This is a genomic window from Novosphingobium kaempferiae, from assembly GCF_021227995.1.
Taxonomy (GTDB): Bacteria; Pseudomonadota; Alphaproteobacteria; order Sphingomonadales; family Sphingomonadaceae; genus Novosphingobium; species Novosphingobium kaempferiae.
In genome coordinates, this window is sequence record NZ_CP089301.1 from 3913792 (window position 1) to 3932327 (window position 18536).

Genomic DNA, 18536 nt, shown 5'->3' on the forward strand with positions numbered 1-18536 from the left:
TCCGCACAAGGCGGCAGAAGCATCGGGACGAGAGGACAGGGCCTTGGGCATTCCAGGAGCGAGACACGCGCTGGCGTCCGCGCTCGCCATGGTGGCGGTGCTGGCGGGGCCGGTCCCTGCGCAGGCGGCGCATACCGAAGTCGCCTACGACTGGAGCAACGTGCGGGTCGGCGGCGGCGGGTTCACGCCGGGCATCGTCTTCAGCACGGTGGAGCCGGGCCTTGCCTACCTGCGCAGCGACATGGGCGGGGCCTATCGCTGGGATGCGAAGGCGCAGGCTTGGATACCCTTGCAGGACGGCATGGCCGAAGGCAGCTACATGGGCGTGGAAAGCGTCGCGCCGGACCCGGTGGACGCCGGCACGGTCTATCTCGCCGCCGGGATGGGCGCGCGACTGCCGTCTGCGATCCTGCGCTCGACCGACCGGGGCGCGCACTGGCGCGTGACTCCGGTGCCCTTCGCCATGGGCGGCAACGAGGACGGGCGCGGCTTGGGCGAGCGGCTCGCGATCGATCCCTTCGACAACCAGCGGCTGCTGTTCGGCTCGCGCCATCAGGGCCTGTGGGCGAGCGACGACGCGGGCGCGCACTGGCGGCAGGTCGCCGCGTTCCCGCTCGCAGGGCTGGGCCTGCCCACCCAGCGCCGCACGACGCATGGCGGGCTTTCCTTCGCGCTCTTCGATCCCGCACACAAGGGCCGCATCTTCGTAGGCAGCGCCGATCCGGGCGCGCATCACCTGTTCCGCTCGGACGACGGCGGGAGCACATGGGCAGCGGTGCCGGGCGGCCCGCCCGCCGATCTGCTGGCGGCCAAGGCCGTGCTCGGGCGCGACGGCAGGCTGACGGTGACGCTCAACGACGGCATCGGCCCGAACGGCATCCGGCGCGGCGTGGTTTGGCAACTCGATACCGCGACCATGGAGTGGTGCGACGTGACGCCGCTGCGCGGGGCGGACGCCCCCGTCGGTGGCTACATGGGCGTGTCGGTTTCCGCGACCGATCCGAAGATGATCGCCGTCAGCACGGTGGATCGGGGCCAGCCCGTCGATACCGTGTGGCTCAGTCGTGACGGCGGTGCGCATTGGGACGAACTCTGGCGTCGCTCTGTGCGTGATGTGTCACCTTCACCGTTCCTCGATTTCGACGGCAAGGCGAACTTCGGGCACTGGATCGCCGGGCTGGCGATCGACCCGTTCGATCCCGGTCACGCCGCCTATGTCACCGGGGCGACGGTCTACGGCACGCAGAACCTCGACAAGCCGGGCGAAATGCGCTGGCAGCCGTGGACGCGCGGGATCGAGCAGACCGCCGTCATCACGCTCACCAGCCCCACCGGCGGCGCGCATCTGGTGTCCGGCTTCGGCGACATCGGCGGCTTCCGGCACGACGACTTCGCCGTCTCGCCGCCGCGCATCCATCTCCAGCCGTTCCTTACCAACACGAACACGCTGGACTATGCGGGGCAGGCGCCCGCGATCATGGTGCGCAGCGGCAATACCCATGCGCGCACGGTGCCCGACACTTCGCTTGCATGGTCGGCGGACGGCGGGGCGTCGTGGAGCGGCCTGCATGTGCCGCCGTGCGAGCCGCACGCGGACGGTTCGCCCTGTCCTGAGGCAACCGGCGACGCAGCCGTCACCGTCTCGGCCAATGGCAAGGCTTTCCTCGTCGAGACGGACGCGCCGATCGTTTCGCGGGATCGCGGCGCAAGCTGGAAGCCCGTTTCGGGCCTGTCGTCCCGCACGCGGGTAACTGCGGACAAGGTCGATGCGCGGCGCTTCTATGCGGTGGATTTCGCCCAAGGCCGCATCGTGCGCAGCGACGATGGCGGCGCGGTATTCCATGCCGCCGAAGCCAAGGGTCTGCCTGCCGACCTGACGCCCGCCTATTCCGCGAACCGCGAAAATCCCGCGCCGCTCCTTGCCGAGCCCGGACGCGCGGGCGCGCTGTGGCTGGCGCTCGGCGGCGATCTGTGGCGCTCGACCGACTTTGGCGAAAGCTGGCGGCAGACCGGGCAGGCGATCCGCGTCGACCGCTTCGGGCTGGGAAAGGCCGCGCCCGGATCGTCGGACCCGGCGCTCTATGCGCTCGGCACGGTCGACGGTGTGCGCGGCATCTGGCGCTCGCTCGACGGCGGCGGCGCGTGGACGCGGATCAACGACGACGAACACCAGTGGGGCCTGCGCATCCGCATGGTCTCGGGCGACCCGCGCCTGTTCGGGCGGGTCTACATAGCGACGGACGGACGCGGCCTGCTGACCGGCGATCCGGCGAAGGGGGAATGATGAAGATGCTGAAGATCGCACCGCTGGCTCTCGCACTCGCGATGGTGGCGAACGGAGTGGCCGTCGCGGCGGAAGCCGATAAGGCGACACCGCTGCCACGTCTGGAAACGCGCGACGGGCGCCATGCCCTGATCGTCGACGGCGCGCCGTTCCTGATGCTCGCCGGGCAGGTCAACAACTCCAGCAACTACGCCGAACCGCTGAGCACGGCCTGGCCGGTGCTCGACGCCATGCACGCCAACACGGTCGAAGTGCCGATCGCATGGGAGCAGGTGGAGCCGGTGGAGGGGCGCTACGACTTCACGTTCCTGCAGGAACTGCTCGATCAGGCGCGGGCGCATGACAAGCGCGTGGTGCTGCTGTGGTTCGGCACCTGGAAGAACACCAGCCCGGCCTATGCGCCCGCCTGGGTGAAGCTGAACAACGCGCGCTTCCCCCGGATGAAGGACCAGCAGGGCAAGGACCACGGCGTCCTCACCCCGCTGTCGCGCCCCACCATGGAGGCGGATCGCCGCGCCTTCGTGAAGGTGATGGAGTACCTGCGCGACCACGACCGGCAGAACACCGTCATCATGGTGCAGCCGGAGAACGAGACCGGCTCCTACCGCGTTCCGCGCGATTTCTCGGCGGAGGGCAACCGGCTCTTCGCGCAGCCGATCCCGGCGGTGCTGGCGCGCAAGCTGGGCAAGTCGGGCACCTGGGAGCAGGCGTTCGGCAAGCAGGCGCCGCGTGCCTTCAACACCTGGCACGTCGCCAGCTACGTCAATGCCGTGGCGGAAGCGGGCAAGGCGGTGAAGCCGCTGCCGATGTACGTCAACGCCTCGCTCGCCGGTCCGTCCAACGTGCCCGATCCCACCGGCGTCGCCAGCGGCGGGCCGCAGTGGGACGTGCTCGACATCTGGAAGGCGGCCGCCCCGGCGATCGACTTCGCCGCGCCCGACATCTACGATCGGGCCAGCGGCAACGTCATCCAGTACCTCGACAAGTATGCCCGGCCCGACAACGCGCTGATGGTGCCCGAGATCGGCAACGCGAAGGAGTTCGCGCGGTTCTTCTGGCCCACCATCGGGCGCGGCGGCATCGGCTTCTCGCCGTTCGGCATGGATGCGACCGGGTACTTCAACTACCCGCTCGGCGCACAGGCGCTCGACAGGAAGACGGTCGCGGCCTTCGCGCTGCCCTATGCGGCGGTCGGCTCGATCATGCGTGACTGGGCGCGGATCGCCGCCACCCGCCAGACCTGGGGCGCGGCCAAGCCCGACGACGGCAGTGACCAGTCGGCGACGCTGGGCGGCTGGAAGATCACCGCAAGCTGGGGGCAGTGGCAGTTCGGCATGAAGGACTGGACCTGGATCAAGGCCGAGCCGACGCCATGGTCTTCGGAGCCGGTCGGCGGCCTTGCCGTGGCCCAGCTTTCCGACAGCGAATACCTCGTCATGGGCGACCACGTCCGCGTCAGCTTTTCGCCCGCCGACGGTCGGGAGGACGGGATGATCGTCGCGGTCGAGGAAGGCACGTTCAGGGACGGAAAGTGGGTCATGTCGCGCGTGTGGAACGGGGACCAGACCGACTATGGCCTGAACCTGATCGACCGCCCGCAGGTGCTCAAGGTCACGACCGGCTTCCATTCGTCCGGCAAGCGCTGAGCGGGCGATGACGGCCTTGCGACCCGATCGCCGCAGTTTCATGGCGGGCGCGCTGGCGACGGGCATCGCCGGGCGTGCCGTGGCTGCCGGAGCCTCCGTCAGTGGCCCGGTCGCGCCGACGTGGAACTCGCTCGTCTCGCAGTACCGTTACCCGGAGTGGTTCCGCGACGCCAAGCTCGGCATCTGGTCGCACTGGGGCCCGCAGGCGGTGCCCGAGCAGGGCGACTGGTACGGGCGCTTCCTCTACATGCAGGGGCATCCGATGTACGAGCATCACCTGCGGACCTACGGCCACCCGGCCGAGACGGGGATGCTCGACCTGCTCGACCGCTGGAAGGCGGACAAGTGGGATCCCGAGGGGCTGATGCGCCGCTACGTGAAGGCGGGGGCGAAGTACTTCGTCAGCCTCGCCAGCCATCACGACAACTTCGACTGCTTCGACAGCGCGCATCACGAATGGAACGCGCTGCGGGCCGGTCCCCGGCGCGATGTTGTGGGGACATGGGAGAAGGCGGCGCGCGCGGCGGGGCTGCGGTTCGGGGTGTCCAACCACATCTCCCACGCCTGGCACTGGTATCAGCCCGCCTATGCCTACGACCCCGAAGGTCCGCGCAAGGGCGAGCGCTACGACGCCTTCACCCGCACCCGCGCGGATGGCCGGGGCAAGTGGTGGGACGGGCTCGACCCGCAGGCGCTCTACACCGGCCGCCACATGGTCGCACCGGACGGGATCGACGGCATCGCGGCGATGAATGACTGGCATGACCGGAACGACGGCCAGTGGGTCGAGACCGCGCCACCGGGCGACGACCGCTTCGCGCGCAACTGGCTGCTGCGCCAGATGGACCTCGTGGCGAAGTACAAGCCGGACCTGTGCTACTTCGACGACTATGGCCTGCCTTTCGGGGACTACGGGCTGGCGGCGGCGGCGGATTACTACAACCGCTCGATCGACTGGCATGGCGCGATCGACGTCGTGCTCACCGCCAAGCAGCTTGGCCCGCAGGCGCGGTTCGGGCTGGTGCAGGATGTCGAGCGCGGCTTCACCAACCGCATCTGGGACGAGCCGTGGCAGACCGATACCTGCATCGGCGACTGGTTCTACAACCGCTCCCGCTTCACCGACCGCAGCTACCTGAGCGCGGAGGCGGTGATCCAGCGGCTTGCCGATGTGGTGTCGAAGAATGGCTGCCTGCTGCTCTCCATCCCCCAGCGCGGCGACGGCACCATCGATGCCGAGGAGGAAAAGATCCTCGACGGCATGGCGCAATGGATGGCGGTGAACGAGGAGGCGATCTTCGCCTCGCGCCCCTGGCGCGTCTTCGGTGAAGGGCCGACGGTACTGCCGACAGGGATGCAGAACGAACGGGCCTTCAAGGGCTTCGTGCCCGGCGACGTGCGCTTCACGGCGAAGGGCGGGGCGCTCTACATGCTGGTGCTGAAGCCGTCGCCCGGTCCGCTGTCCATTCGCGCGCTGGGCCGTGGGACCATGCACGGCGCGGTGGAGCGGGTGACCCTGCTCGGCGCGGGACCGGTGCGCTGGCGGCAGGAGAATGCGGCGATGGTGCTGGACCTGCCCTCGAGCGCGGGCATGGTGCCGGTCGTGAAGATCGAGGGACGCGGGATTGCCTGAAACAACGAGGCGGGCCTTGCGGCCCGCCTCGCGGTATCGGTCACGAAATGACGCGGAATGTTACGCCGCGTCGACGAGGACCAGTTCGCTGTCCTCGATCGCGGTGACGCGGATCACGTCGAGGTCGCGGATCGCTGCACCGTCACGGGCGTTGACCTGCACGTCGTCGATCTTCACCGCGCCGGTCGCCGGGACGAGGTAGCCCTTGCGGTCCGCGCCGATCGGGTATTCTGCCGTCTCGCCCGCCTTCAGCGATGCGGCGACGATGCGGGCATTGGTGCGGATCGGCAGGGCATCGCCGTCGCCGTCATAGCCCGAGGCGAGGGTGACGAACTGGCCCGCACGCTCGCCCTTGGGGAAGGGACGGGCGCCCCAGCTCGGTGCTTCGCCGTCGCGGGTGGGCAGGATCCAGATCTGGAAGATCTTGGTGGTCACGTCCTCCATGTTGTATTCCGAGTGGCGGATTCCGGTGCCCGCGCTCATGACCTGCACGTCGCCCGCTTCGGTGCGGCCCTTGTTGCCAAGGTTGTCCTGGTGCGTGATCGCGCCCTCGCGGACGTAGGTGATGATCTCCATGTCGCGATGCGGGTGCGGCGGGAAGCCAGTCTTCGGCGCGATGGTATCGTCGTTCCACACGCGCAGGTTGCCCCAGTGCATGCGGGCCGGGTCATGATACTCGGCGAAGGAGAAGTGATGCTTGGCGTCGAGCCAGCCGTGGTTGGCGCCGCCGAGGCTGTCGAAGGGGCGAAGTTCGATCATCGTAAGTCTCCGTGGGAGGCGGCAGGTTGGGGGAGCCGCTCCGTTGAAGACCATCTAGGAGATTCGAGCTTTCAGGATCAGAGGGATAAAATCTTCTGGTCAGTTCGAGAAAATAGAAAAGCTGATGCGGTGCCGAACACCCCTCGCAGCCGGACGATCGTCGTCCGGCTGCGAGGGGCACGCGATCAGTCCTGCGGCGGGGTGACGCCACGGCGTTCGAGGAAGCCGAAGATCGTGTTCCACAAGTGGACACTGATCCGCGGGCCGCGCACGGCATGGGTCTGGCCGGGGTAGAGCATCATCTCGAACGGCGTCGCGCTGCCCTGCATCCGGGCGATCAGGCTGGTGCTGTTGTCGAAGACCACGTTGTCGTCGGACATGCCGTGGATCAGCAGCAGCGGATCGGCGATCTTCGTGGCGTCGTCCAGCGTGCCGGACTTGCGATAGGCTTCCGGCACGCGGCGCGGGTCGCCCATGTAGCGCTCGGTATAGTGGGTGTCGTAGAGTTCCCACTTCGTCACCGGCGCACCGGCGATGCCGGCCGCGTAGAGGCCGGGGTCGGTCTCCAGCATCTTGAGCGTCATGTAGCCGCCGTAGGACCAGCCGTAAGTCGCGATCTTGGCCGGATCGACGAAGGCGAGCGACTTGAGGTACTCGGCCCCGCTGCGCTGGTCCTGCACCTCGACGGTGCCCATCGCCTGACGGATCTGCGATTCAAACGCGACGCCCCGGTTGGCGCTGCCACGGTTGTCGATCTCGAAGTAGATGTAGCCCTTGTCGACGATGGCCTGCGCCAGTGCGCCCTTCCAGCCGCGCGTGACGGTCTGCGAGTGCGGGCCGCCGTAGTGCTCGAAGAACACGGGGTAGCGCTTGCCGGGCTTCAGCTCCGGCGTGATCATCATCCAGTGCAGGTCCGAGCCATCGGCGGCCTTGATCGTCCCGAACGTGGTCGGGCGATGGCTGGCGAGGTAGGGCGCATAGGGATGCTTCGCGTCCAGCTTGTTCTCCTCGACCCACGCGAGGCGCTTGCCGTTCTCGTCGGCGATGTAGGTCTGCGAGGGCTGGGCGGTGGACGAACGCGTCACCAGCATCGTCGAGCCATCGCGGCTGCCCGATGCCGCGTTGTTCCAGCCGGCCTCGGTCAGCTGCTTCGGAGCACCCGGCTTCGTAAGGTCAATCGCGTAAAGCTGCTGCGCCAGCACGTCGTCGCGGTTGCCGAGGAACAGCAGGCGGCCCTTGGCCTCGTCCACCGAGACCAGCTTGCTCACCATCCAGTCGCCCGAGGTCAGCTGCTGCCACTTGCCGTCCCTGAAGCGATACAGGTGGCCGAAGCCGTCGCGTTCGGACCACCAGACGAGGCTGCCGTCCTTGAGGAAGCGGTAGTTGTCGGTGAGGTTGATCCAGCTGCCGTTGGCCGCCGTCTCGGTGAACAGGACGCGGCTGGCCCCGGTCTGCGGATCGACCGCCAGCATGTCGAGCCTGGTCTGTTCGCGGTTCTCGCGCTGGACGTAGAGCGTCCTGCCGTCGCGGGCCCAGTCGACGCGGGCGAGGTAGATGTCTCGGTCGGGGCCAAGGTCCACCTCGACGCGGCCGCTGCCATCGGGCTTCATCACATGGAGTGAGACGAGCGCGTTGGGCGTGCCCGCAGCCGGATAGCGCTGTTCGAAGGTGTGGGTGCCCTCGGCGCCGATCGCGGTGCGGGTGACGACGCCGACGGGCGCCTCGTCATAGCGCTCGACCGCGATGCGCGCATCGTCGGGCGACCACCAGTAACCCGCCATGCGCGCCATTTCCTCCTGCGCGACGAATTCAGCCTCGCCCCAGTGGACGGTGTCGGCGCTCTCCTGCGGGGTGATCGGCTTGTGCTCCGCGCCATCGAGCAGGCCGACCCAGAGGCGTCCTTCGCGCACGAACGAGACGAACGCGCCCTTCGGGCTCAGTGCGGCGTTGAGTTCGTCCTGCGGGGAGTCGGTCAGGCGGCGCACCTTGCCGTCGACGCCCGCGAGGTAGAGGTCGCCGTCCAGCGGCACTAGCACCGCGCTGCCGTCCTCGGTCCATTCGTAGGAGATGATGCCCTTCAGGCTGCCGACGCGCTGGCGTTCGCGCTGCATCTTCTCCGCCTCGCTCAGCGCGCGGCCCGAGCCGAGCTTGAGCGAATCGACGAGCATTCGCCACTCTCCGCCGCGCCGGTCGAAGGCCCAGAGGTCGTAGCGGTCCTTGTCGTCGGCGCGGTTGCGCAGCAGCGAGATGTAGCGGCCGTCCGGCGATACCTTGACTGCGCGGGGCTGCGCACCGTCGAGCGAGGGGCTGGCGAAGACGCGCTCGAAAGTGAGGGCGGTTTCAGACATGGGGAGGGCGCTCCGGTGTTCGGCGGGGGCGGCGAATGCGGGAAGGGCGGTGGGGGGAAGCGCCGCGAGGATGCAGGCGCTCAGCAGACGGAATCGGTTCATTGCAGCTACCTAGAGGCAGGCAGAGCCGAGGGGAAGCCGCCCCTGTGCAGGACTGGAACCGGATGGAGCGGATATCAGAACCGCACTTCCGCGCGCAGCCCGCCTTCGGGTGCGACATCGAGCAGGAGTTGGCCGTCATAGACGCGCATCAGGTCGAACGTGGCGGCAAGGCCCAGCCCGGAACCGGGTGTCGCCGGGTCGAGCCGGACACCTACGCCAAGGACCGCCGCACGCTGCTTCGGCGGGATGCCGGGGCCGTCGTCGCGCACTTCGACGTAGCGGTGTCCGCCTGATACGACGATGCGGCTGAAGGCCCACTTGAAGGCGTTGTCGATCAGGTTGGAAAGGATCTCCGCAAGGTCGCCCCGGTCGCAGGGCAGCCGCAGGCCATCCGGGATATCGATTTCGACGCTCAGCGCCCGGTCGGCGTGAAGGCGGCGCATTGCTTCGAGGATCTGCGCCAGCAGCGGGGCCACTTCGGTGAGGGTGCCCGCACCGCGCGTTCCCGCCGCGCTGGCGCGCGCCAGATGGTAGTCGATCTGCAACTGCATCGCGCGGCAGCGGGACAGGAGGAAGTCGGCGGAGCGGTGGTTGCCGCCAAGGCGGATCTGCTCGGCCTCGTCGATGACGAGCGCCAACGGCGTGCGCAGGTTGTGGGCGAGGTTGCCCGATTCCGTCCGGGCGCGGGTGATGAACTGCGCCTGCCCTTCCAGCATCGCGTTGAAGCTTTCGACGATGGGTGCGAATTCCGTCGGCACGTCGTTGCCGAGCCGGTCGGTCTCGCCGTTGCGGAGGCTGTCCACGTCCTTGCCCAGCCGCCGGACCGGGCTCAGCCCGAAGTGGACCATCGCCAGCGCCCCGCCAAGGAGTGCGAGCCCCATCGCCACCATCGACAGGGTGAGGTCCACCCGGAACTTGCCGATCTGCTCATCCAGCAGGCGCTTGTCGGAAGCGATGGTCACGATGAGGGGGCGCCCGTCCACCATGATGCGGGCGCTGCGCTGGTCCACGGGCTGGCCCGCGACACGGCTCGACAGCCACTGGTCGTCCGGTCCTGCCGCGAGCCGGGCATCCGGGCGCAGGGAGGCGGAATGCAATCGCTGGCCCGCCCCCTCGACCTGCCAGTAGAGGCCGGAGTGGAGCACGGTGAACTGAGGGTCCGACAAGGGCCGCGTCACATGCACGCGGTTCTGCGGATCGATGGCGATCTGCGCGATCAGTTCGCCGAGGTGATGGTCTAGCTCGGTCTGGTAGCGGTCGATGGTGTGGACGCGGTAGAGATTGCCGATGAACAGTCCTGCCATGACCATGGCAAGGAGGACGCCGACCGCCGAGCCGGTGACGAGCCGTGCCTTGAGGCTGTTGTGTGCCGTGTCGGTCACGCGGTCACCAGCCGATAGCCGAGGCCGCGCACCGTCACGACATGCTCGCGACCGATCTTGCGGCGGAGGCGGCCGACCAGCACCTCGACGGCGTTGGGGTCGCAATCGCGGTCGAGGCTGTAGAGGTTGTCGAGGATCGCCTGCCGGGTCAGCGTGCGGCCCGCGCTGTAGAGCAGCATCCGCAGCAACGTGAACTCGCGCGCGGTAAGGGCCACCGGCGCGCCGTCCAGCCAGGTCTCGCTGCTCGCGGTGTCGAGCGCGATGCGGCCCGAGGTGATGCGGGTGGCGCTGTGACCGGCGGCCCGGCGGGCGAGCGCGTGAATGCGTGCGACGAGTTCCTCCGTGCGCACCGGCTTGACGATGAAGTCGTCCGCGCCCGCGTTGAGCCCCTCCACTTTCTCCTGCCACCCGCTCCGCGCGGTCAGGATCAGGATCGGCGTCGAGATGGCCCGCGCGCGCAGTTCGCGCACCAGTTCGATCCCCGACATCCCGGGCAATCCGACATCCACGACGATGACGCTGAACCCATCGGCGGCGAACGACGGCGCGCCCTCGGCATCGCCCAGCCATTCGCAGGTGAAGCCATGGCGCGCGAGATTCGCGACCATGCGCTGCGCCAGCTCGGCTTCGTCCTCGATCAGCAAGATTCTCATGACGCAGCCTCACTGACAGGATTTCGACAGGTTGCGAAGCTAATTGCTGCGTCTGCGAGATTTCGGGCGCAGCGACAGATCGGGGGCTTTCATGATGGTTCTGAACCGGCATTTGCCGTTGCTGGCGTTGTTCGCCGCCCTGTCTGCGTGCTCGGGCGGCGGCGAAGCGGAAGGCGACGCTGCGCAGCGTGAAGCGGCCGCGGCTCCGGCCAAGGGCGCACTTCCGCTCTCGGTGCAGCAGATGGAGCGGCTGGGCATCCGCTTTGCTCCGGTCGATGCGGCGACGCAGATGCCCGTCGCGACGGTGCCCGCAACTCTGGCGCCGCCTCCCAACGCACGCGTCGCAGTGGCGGCCGTGATCCCTGGCGTCGTCACCCGCACGCTGGTGGTGGAGGGCGACACCGTGCGTCAGGGTCAGCCGCTCGCCGTCGTCGCCGCGCGGGAGATGTTCACGATCGCGGCAGGCATGGAACAGGCTTCCGCCCGCGCCGCCATGGCGCGCGCCAACGACCGACGCCTCGGCCAGCTCGCCCGCGAAGGCGTGATCGCCGGTGCCCGCGCCGACGAGGCCCGTGCGGCGCTGCGCGAGGCGGAGGCGGAACTGAACGAACAGCGCCGCGTCGTGCGCCTCGTCAACGGCGCGCCCGGCAGCGGCAGCTATACGCTGACCGCGCCCATCGCGGGCAAGGTGACGCAGGCTACGATCCAGACCGGCAGCCCGGTCAACGAGGCGACTTCGGCCTATGTCATCGACGCCGCCAGCCGTTACGAACTGACCGCGCAGGTGCCCGAGCGCCTGCTCGCCCGCGTGCGCCCCGGCATGACGGTCAGGCTGGCCGGCGATGTCCGCGGCGAAGTGACGAGCGTGGGCAGCGTCCTCGATCCCGAGACCCGCTCGGCGACGCTGCGCGCGCGGGTTCCTGCGGGTGCGGGCGTTGTGTCGGGCCGTGCGGTCAGCGCCACTCTGCTGTCGCCTGCACCCGAAGGCACGGTCGTCGTGCCCGCCGCCGCCGTCGTCGATGTGGATGGCAGGCCTGCCGTCTTCGTGCGCACCGCCAAGGGTGCCACGGTCCGCCCGGTCGAGGTCGGCGACCGCGCCGATGGTCTTATCGTGGTGCGCTCCGGCCTGCGTGCGGGCGAGCAGATCGCCGTCGCGGGCATGAGCGAACTCAAGTCGATCGCGGGGCAGGACTGATGCTGCGCGCGCTCGTCGCCTGGTCGCTCTCCTATCGCCTGCTCGTGCTGGCGCTGACGCTCGTCGTGGGCGGGCTCGGCGCATGGGCCTATTCGACCCTTCCGGTCGATGCCTATCCCAACATCGCGCAGGCGCAGGTCAAGATCATCCTCAAGGCCCCCGGCATGACGCCCGAGGAAGTCGAGACGCGGGTGATCGCCCCGCTCGAACTCGAACTGCTTGGCCTGCCCAATCAGGCGACGCTGCGCTCCACCGCCAAGTACGCCATCGCCGACGTCACCATCGACTTCACCGACGGCACCGACATCTACTGGGCGCGGCAGCAGGTGGGCGAGCGGCTCGCGGGCGTGATGGCGGACCTGCCGGAAGGCGTTTCGGGCGGCATGGCGCCGATCTCGACGCCGCTGTCCGACGTCTTCATGTTCACCATCGACGGTCCGCTTTCGCTGACCGAGAAGCGCGAACTGCTCGACTGGACGATCCGTCCGGCGCTGCGCACCGTGCCCGGCGTCGCTGACGTCAACGCACTGGGCGGGCATGTGCGCACTTACGAGGTGCGGCCCGATACCGTCGCGCTCGCGGCTGCGCGGCTTTCGGTGGACGATCTCAAGGCCGCCGTCGAGCGCGGCAACCGCAACGACGGCGCCGGGCGTATCGCTGCGGGTGAGGAAGCGCTGATCGTGCGCGCGGTCGGCGCCATCCGTGATGCGAGCGATATCGAGCAGATGGCCGTCACCGCCCGCGAAGGCCGGATCGTGCGCGTCGGCGACGTGGCCAGCGTCGGCACCGGTTCGCTCACCCGCTACGGCGGCGTCACCGCTCACGGCAAGGGCGAGGCGGTGCAGGGCCTCGTCATTGCCCTGCGCGGCGCGGACGCGCGGCAGGTGGTGGACGGCATCCGCGCCCGCGTGGACGAATTGCAGGGATCGATGCCGAAGGGCACGAAGCTGACGATCTTCTACGACCGCTCCGACCTGATCGGACGTGCGGTGCATACGGTGCAGAAGGCGCTGCTTGAAGCGACCGTGCTGGTCGTCGTGCTGCTGATCCTGTTCCTTGGCGACTGGCGCGCGGCGGCTATCGTCGCCTCCACCCTGCCGATGGCGGCGCTCACCACCTTCCTGTTCATGCGCGGCATGGGCCTGTCCGCCAACCTGATGAGCCTTGGCGGCCTCGCCATCGCCATCGGCATGCTGGTGGACGGTGCGGTCGTGGTGGTGGAGAACGTCGTCGAGCGCCTGAACCACGCGCGTGACGAGCATGTGCCGCGCCTCAACGTCGTGTTCCGCGCGACCGCCGAGGTGATCGTGCCGGTCTCCGCGGGTCTCGTCATCATCGCGCTGGTGTTCCTGCCGCTGCTCTCGTTGCAGGGGCTGGAGGGCAAGCTGTTCGCTCCCGTCGCGCTGACGATCATGTTCGCGCTGGCCGGATCGCTGCTGCTGGCGCTGACGCTGGTGCCGGTGCTGGCGTCCTACGGCCTGCGGAGCGGCCACCATGGCGAGCCGTGGATCATGCGCCAGCTCGCGCCGCGCTATGCCGCGCTGCTGGGCGGAGCCTTCGCGCGCAAGAAGCTGGTCTACGCCCTGGCGGGCGCGGGTCTCGTCGTGGCCGGACTGGCCTATGGCGCGGTCGGCAAGACCTTCATGCCGACGATGGACGAAGGCTCGGTCGTGATCCAGATCGCCAAGCTGCCGACCGTCGGCCTCGACCGCTCGCTGGAAGTCGCCGGGCGCGTCGAGAAGGAACTGATGGCCAGGGTGCCGGAAGTGACCGGCGTGATTTCGCGCACCGGCACGGACGAGATCGGGCTCGACCCGATGGGCCTCAACGAGACCGACATGTTCGTCACGCTCAAGCCCTCGACCGAGTGGCGCGGCGATCGCGAGTTCGTGGTGGCGGAAATGCGCAAGGCGCTCGACGGGATGCCGGGCTTCGACCCCAGCTTCACCCAGCCGATCGAGATGCGCGTGGCCGAGATGCTGACCGGCGCGCGCGGCGATCTGGCGATCAAGATCTTCGGGCCGGACCTCGACACGCTGGCCGATCTCGCGGGCAAGGTGCAGCACGTCCTGCAATCGACGCGCGGCGCGGCCGAAGTGCTGACGGTGGCGAACGACAAGGTGGACTACCTCCAGCTCGACATCGACCGTGCCGCCGCCGGGCGCGCGGGGATGCCGGTGGACCAGTTCCAGGACACCCTGCGCGCGCAGCTGGAGGGCCTGCCCGCGGGCATCGTCGCCGAGGGGCAGAAGCGCATCCCGCTCGTCATCCGCGCCGCCGACGGCACCCGGGAGGACGAGACCCGGTTTGCCGACATGCCGCTCACCACGCCGAGCGGGGAACTCGCGCACGTCAGCGACCTTGCCCGTGTCGAGCGGACGCAGGGGCCGATCCGTCTCGATCACGAAAGCGGCTCGCGCTACGCGCTGGTGCAGGCCTTCGTCTCGGGCCGCGACCTCGTCGGCTATGTGGAGGAGGCGAGGGCCAAGGTCGGCGCGCAGGTGCCGCTGCCGCCGGGCTACCGGCTTGTCTGGGGCGGGCAGTTCGAGAACCAGCAGCGCGCTTCGGCACGGCTGATGATGGTGATCCCCGGCGCGCTGCTGCTGATCTTCCTGGTGCTTTACGCGACGCTCAAGTCGCTGCGCGGATCGCTGCTGATCCTCGCCAACATTCCCTTCGCGGCAGTCGGCGGCATCGTCGCGCTGTGGATGACGGGGGAGTACCTGTCGGTCCCCGCATCGGTCGGCTTCATCGCGCTGCTGGGCATCGCGGTGCTGAACGGCCTCGTCCTCGTCGCCTACTTCCGGCAGTTGCGGGAAGACGGTCTGTCCATGGCGGAAACCGTGCGCACCGGGGCAGAGCGTCGCCTACGTCCGGTCATGATGACCGCGAGCATCACCGCCTTCGGGCTCGTCCCGCTGCTGTTCGCCACCGGGCCGGGCAGCGAGATCCAGCGTCCGCTGGCGATCGTGGTGATCGGCGGCCTCGTCACCTCGACGCTGCTGACGCTGGTGCTGCTGCCGATCCTGTTCGAACGCTTCGGTGAAAGCCGCAAGGAAACGGAGATGTCGGCATGAGTCGGGTGGTGCTGACCCTGCTGTGCGGCGTGCAGGACGCCGAGGCCATTGCGGCGGCGCTGGGCGATTGCCTCCATGCCCCCGTCCATATGCGGCGCGAGGCAGTGCTCGGTCGCGATTTCGATGATGCCGCGACCGTGGAACGCGTCGCGGGAACGCTCGCGCGCATGGCGGTGGAAGTGGAGACGGGTGCCGATCGCGTGGCCGCAGCGGTCGACGCGGCAAAGGCGGTGCGGCGGAGCCTGCCGTTCCGCTGGCGCACGGTGGCGGTACTGGCTGGAGGACGAGTGGCATGAACTGGGCGTGGCTCCTGATGGCCGGCACCGCCGCCTGCGCAATCGCCGTACCGGCGCAGGCACAGGACGCGGACCTGCCGCCGCCCGAACTGGTCAACGGCGTGCTCGATGCACAGCCCGGCGTGAAGGCGGCGATGGCGCGCATCGACGGAGCGGACGCGGAGGCCGAGGCGCTGCGCCGGGGGCCGAACGAGATAACCGCCCAAGGCACCCTGTCGCGCCGCAACGTCGACCGGGAGGGCAGCTACGTCGAGTACGACGCGACCGTCAGCCGCCCGTTCCGGCTGCCCGGCAAGGCCGCGCTCGACCGCCGCGCGGGTGTGCTCGGCGTCGACATCGCGCGGAACCGCATGGAGGATGCGCGGCACCAGTCGGCGCTCGCTCTGGGCGGGTTGTGGTACGACTGGGTGCTTGCAGGTGAGCTTCTGCGCAATGCCTCGGCGCTGGCGACCAACCAGCAGGCGCTCGTCGCCGCCACTCGCCGCCGTGTGCAGTTGCGCGACGCGGCGGAGCTGGATTTCCAGCAGGTTTCGGCAGCGTCAGCGCTGGCCGAGGCGCAGGTCGCAGATGCTGCTGCGTCCCGTGACCGCGCGCGGGCGCTGCTGGAGGCGCATTTCCCCGACCTGCCGCTCCCGGTCGAACCGCCGCGCCTTGCCGATCCCACCGTGCCGCCGGAAGGGCTGCGCGAACTCCAGCGGCTCGTCGTGGCGCGCAGCCACGAGATCGCCGCCGCCGTCGGCACGGCCGAGCGTCAGGACGTGCTGGCGCGGCGCGCGCGGGCGGATCGCTTCGCCGATCCCTCGCTCGGCGTGCGCGTGTTCAGCGAGCGCAGCGGGCAGGAGCAGGGGGCGGGCCTCTATGTCTCTTTGCCGCTGGGCGGCGGCCATCGCCGTGCGCTCGCCGATCAGGCGTCGGCGCTGGCGGGCGCGGCGCAGGCCGAGAGTACCGTGGTGGAGCGCGAGATCGCGGGGAATGCAGCCGCCGACGTCGCCGAGTTCCGCGCGCGGCAGATGGCCTGGCAGGCCAGCCGCACGTCGGTCGAGCGAGCGGAGCAGGGCGCGAGCCTTGCCGCGCGCGGGCAGGAATTGGGGGCGATAGACCTCGCCGACCGGCTCTATGCAGACCGGCAGGCGAACGAGGCGCGTGCGCAGGAACTGACGGCGCGGGCAGCGGCGGCGCGGCTCATCCTCAAGCTGCGGATCGATTCCCACACGCTCTGGATCGATTGAGCGCCGGTTGCCTATCGGGGCGAGTGTCGTCCGATCCTCGCCACGGTCTCGGTGAACCAGCCGTGCAGCATGCGGAACGCAAGGCAGGTCGCGCCGGTCGCGGCGAGGCCGAGCAGCAGGCCGAGGAGCACGACGCGTCCTTCGTCGCTCGTCCACAGATCCTCGATCCGCCCGACCGCGAGGTAGCCGGGGGCGAGCATCACCGCCACCCAGAGCACGGCGGAGGTGACGTTGGCGATCTGGAAGACGTGGCGCGGCATCGCCAGTATCCCGGCGACGAGCGGCACGGTGGCGCGCACCGGTCCCATGAAGCGGCCCATGAACACGGCGGCGAACCCGTATCGGCGGATCATCAGGCGGGCGCGGGCGATGAGATGGCGATGCCGGTTGAGCGGCCTGCGCCGGTAGATGCCCGGGCCGATCCGGTTGCCGAAGGTATAGGAAAGCCAGTCACCCGCGATCGCGCCGACCACGGCCCAGAGCAGGATCGGCCAGGGCTCCAGCGCCCCCGCCCCGACGAGGCCGCCGATCGCCAGCATGACGGCGGTCGCCGGAATGAACAGGCCGACGATGGCGAGTGACTCGCCCAGACACAGCAGCCCGACGACCGGCCCCGCCCATGCGGCGTGGGTGGTGACGAACTGCGTGGTCTGTTCGATCATCCCGCCGCGCTCCGCGTCAGGCCGCGACGGTTTCGCGCGTGCCGCGTTCCAATGGCCGGATGATGCGGCCGAGCAGGCCCATGTAGCATTCGAGCACCTGATGCGAGGCGGCGTCCCAGTCGTAGGCGCCGCTTGCCTCCCTCCCGGCCCGGCCCATGCGCTGGCGCAGCGCAGCATCGCCGACGAGGCGGCGCAGGGCCTCCGGTGCGCGCTCGTCGTCGCCGCGCGGATAGAGCAGGCCGCAGTCTTCCCGCAGGAGATTGCGCGCGCTTGCCACGTCGATGGCGACTACCGGTACGCCCGCCGCCATGGCTTCGAGCGTGACGTTGCCGAAAGCCTCGGTGGTGCTGGCGTTGAGGAACACGTCGGCGCTGGCGACGGCGCGGCCGAGATCCTCGCCCATCAGGTGCCCGGCGAAGCGGGCCTGAGGCAGCTTGCGCGCCAGCCACGAACGCTCCGGCCCGTCGCCGACGATCAGCGGTCGGATCGGCAGCCCCTCGCGCAGCAGCCGTTCGCAGAGCGTGGCGAACTCGCCGAGGCCCTTCTCGCGCACAAGGCGCCCGAAGTGGAGCACGGCGACTTCGTGGTCGGCGATGCCGTGCGCGCGGCGCCAGCCGAGACTGCGCGCGGCGGGAGTGAACTGGTTCCGGTCGACGCCGCGGCTCCATACCCGCGTGCGGCTGGCGAGGCCGCTCGCGGCGAACTCCTGCGCGATGGCGGGGGTGGGGACGAGGATGCGCGCGCTGCTGCGGTAGAACCGGTCGAGGTGTCGCTCCATCGCCGGGCGCAGCAGCGCCGCGCCGTAGAAGGCGGCGTATGTCTCGAACCGGGTATGCAGGCTGGCTACCACCGGGATGTCGCGTTCCGTTGCGAAGCGCTGCGCCGCCGTGCCGGTCCAGTCGGGGGCGGAGACATGCACGATCTCGGGATCGAACGCCGCAAGGTCGGCGCGGATCGGGCGCGGCAGGCCAAGGCCGAGCCGGTAGTCGCCGCGCCCCGGGATCGGCAGCGAGGGGACCGATACCAGCGTGCCTTCGGGCGCGAAGGCGGGCGTCGGGGATGTGGGCGAATAGACCCGCACCGCGCAGCCGCGCCGCTCAAGGTAGCCGACAAGCCGGTTCAGCGCCTGGTTGGCGCCGTCGCGGACATAGTTGTAGTTGCCTGAGAACAGCGCGACACGGGGACGGCGACCGGGATTTTCTTGCGAACGAAGGGCCGTGGCAGGCTCGAAATACGACATCAATTCTTCCGGTTTTTCTTGTTTTTTCCG

General features: G+C 69.4%; 13 protein-coding genes. 7 read left to right on the top strand and 6 right to left on the bottom strand.

Going from position 1 to position 18536, the window contains the following annotated elements; translation table 11 throughout:
• Window positions 1–43: 43 nt before the first annotated feature.
• The 3 genes from LO787_RS17875 to LO787_RS17885 are packed head-to-tail and all read left to right on the top strand — an operon-like array spanning window position 44 to window position 5563.
• Window positions 44–2284, top strand: coding sequence for a hypothetical protein (locus tag LO787_RS17875; protein ID WP_232492339.1), 2241 nt, complete (start codon window positions 44–46; stop codon window positions 2282–2284).
• A gap of 5 nt (window positions 2285–2289) precedes the next feature.
• A complete protein-coding gene (locus LO787_RS17880) occupies window positions 2290–3930 on the top strand; it encodes a DUF5597 domain-containing protein (protein WP_232492340.1) in 1641 nt (546 codons plus the stop codon).
• A 7-nt stretch (window positions 3931–3937) separates the two neighbouring features.
• Complete coding sequence (locus LO787_RS17885) at window positions 3938–5563, top strand: alpha-L-fucosidase (protein ID WP_232492341.1); 1626 nt, start codon at window positions 3938–3940, stop codon at window positions 5561–5563.
• Window positions 5564–5623: 60 nt separating this feature from the next.
• Here LO787_RS17885 and LO787_RS17890 read toward each other — a convergent pair whose 3' ends face one another.
• The 4 genes from LO787_RS17890 to LO787_RS17905 all read right to left on the bottom strand — a co-directional run bounded on the left by LO787_RS17890 (window position 5624) and on the right by LO787_RS17905 (window position 10807).
• Window positions 5624–6322, bottom strand: coding sequence for a pirin family protein (locus LO787_RS17890; RefSeq protein ID WP_232492342.1), 699 nt, complete (start codon window positions 6320–6322; stop codon window positions 5624–5626).
• A gap of 185 nt (window positions 6323–6507) precedes the next feature.
• Window positions 6508–8772: a S9 family peptidase gene (locus LO787_RS17895; RefSeq protein WP_232492343.1), complete on the bottom strand. Its 2265-nt coding sequence runs from the start codon at window positions 8770–8772 to the stop codon at window positions 6508–6510.
• Window positions 8773–8846: 74 nt separating this feature from the next.
• The gene (locus LO787_RS17900; RefSeq protein ID WP_232492344.1) at window positions 8847–10154 is read right to left on the bottom strand and encodes a sensor histidine kinase; all 1308 of its coding nucleotides are present in this window, start codon (window positions 10152–10154) and stop codon (window positions 8847–8849) included.
• Complete coding sequence (locus tag LO787_RS17905) at window positions 10151–10807, bottom strand: response regulator transcription factor (RefSeq protein ID WP_232492345.1); 657 nt, start codon at window positions 10805–10807, stop codon at window positions 10151–10153. The genes LO787_RS17900 and LO787_RS17905 overlap by 4 nt, the downstream gene beginning before the upstream one ends.
• Before the next feature lie 91 nt (window positions 10808–10898).
• Between LO787_RS17905 and LO787_RS17910 the strand changes: the two genes are divergently transcribed.
• The 4 genes from LO787_RS17910 to LO787_RS17925 are packed head-to-tail and all read left to right on the top strand — an operon-like array spanning window position 10899 to window position 16604.
• Window positions 10899–12002, top strand: coding sequence for an efflux RND transporter periplasmic adaptor subunit (locus LO787_RS17910; RefSeq protein ID WP_232492346.1), 1104 nt, complete (start codon window positions 10899–10901; stop codon window positions 12000–12002).
• A complete protein-coding gene (locus tag LO787_RS17915; protein WP_232492347.1) occupies window positions 12002–15079 on the top strand; it encodes an efflux RND transporter permease subunit in 3078 nt (1025 codons plus the stop codon). Before LO787_RS17910 ends, LO787_RS17915 begins: the two co-directional genes overlap by 1 nt.
• Complete coding sequence (locus tag LO787_RS17920; protein WP_232492348.1) at window positions 15076–15375, top strand: DUF3240 domain-containing protein; 300 nt, start codon at window positions 15076–15078, stop codon at window positions 15373–15375. The genes LO787_RS17915 and LO787_RS17920 overlap by 4 nt, the downstream gene beginning before the upstream one ends.
• The gene (locus tag LO787_RS17925) at window positions 15372–16604 is read left to right on the top strand and encodes a TolC family protein (protein ID WP_232492349.1); all 1233 of its coding nucleotides are present in this window, start codon (window positions 15372–15374) and stop codon (window positions 16602–16604) included. The genes LO787_RS17920 and LO787_RS17925 overlap by 4 nt, the downstream gene beginning before the upstream one ends.
• Before the next feature lie 11 nt (window positions 16605–16615).
• Here the strand turns inward: LO787_RS17925 and LO787_RS17930 are convergent, their stop codons facing one another.
• Window positions 16616–17266 (bottom strand): DedA family protein, encoded by a 651-nt coding sequence (locus LO787_RS17930; protein ID WP_232492350.1) that lies wholly within the window; start codon window positions 17264–17266, stop codon window positions 16616–16618.
• A gap of 16 nt (window positions 17267–17282) precedes the next feature.
• Window positions 17283–18506, bottom strand: a complete 1224-nt coding sequence (locus LO787_RS17935) for a glycosyltransferase family 4 protein (RefSeq protein WP_232492351.1) — start codon at window positions 18504–18506, stop codon at window positions 17283–17285.
• Between the last annotated feature and the right edge of the window lie 30 nt (window positions 18507–18536).

Excerpts from the sequence above, each read along its gene's own strand:
- LO787_RS17885 (WP_232492341.1), top strand. The coding sequence starts at position 3,938 with ATGACGGCCTTGCGACCCGATCGCCGCAGTTTCATGGCGGGCGCGCTG.
- LO787_RS17930 (WP_232492350.1), bottom strand. The coding sequence starts at position 17,266 with ATGATCGAACAGACCACGCAGTTCGTCACCACCCACGCCGCATGGGCG.
- LO787_RS17920 (WP_232492348.1), top strand. The coding sequence starts at position 15,076 with ATGAGTCGGGTGGTGCTGACCCTGCTGTGCGGCGTGCAGGACGCCGAG.
- LO787_RS17895 (WP_232492343.1), bottom strand. The coding sequence starts at position 8,772 with ATGAACCGATTCCGTCTGCTGAGCGCCTGCATCCTCGCGGCGCTTCCC.
- LO787_RS17925 (WP_232492349.1), top strand. The coding sequence starts at position 15,372 with ATGAACTGGGCGTGGCTCCTGATGGCCGGCACCGCCGCCTGCGCAATC.
- LO787_RS17890 (WP_232492342.1), bottom strand. The coding sequence starts at position 6,322 with ATGATCGAACTTCGCCCCTTCGACAGCCTCGGCGGCGCCAACCACGGC.
- LO787_RS17935 (WP_232492351.1), bottom strand. The coding sequence starts at position 18,506 with ATGTCGTATTTCGAGCCTGCCACGGCCCTTCGTTCGCAAGAAAATCCC.
- LO787_RS17905 (WP_232492345.1), bottom strand. The coding sequence starts at position 10,807 with ATGAGAATCTTGCTGATCGAGGACGAAGCCGAGCTGGCGCAGCGCATG.
- LO787_RS17915 (WP_232492347.1), top strand. The coding sequence starts at position 12,002 with ATGCTGCGCGCGCTCGTCGCCTGGTCGCTCTCCTATCGCCTGCTCGTG.
- LO787_RS17910 (WP_232492346.1), top strand. The coding sequence starts at position 10,899 with ATGATGGTTCTGAACCGGCATTTGCCGTTGCTGGCGTTGTTCGCCGCC.
- LO787_RS17880 (WP_232492340.1), top strand. The coding sequence starts at position 2,290 with ATGCTGAAGATCGCACCGCTGGCTCTCGCACTCGCGATGGTGGCGAAC.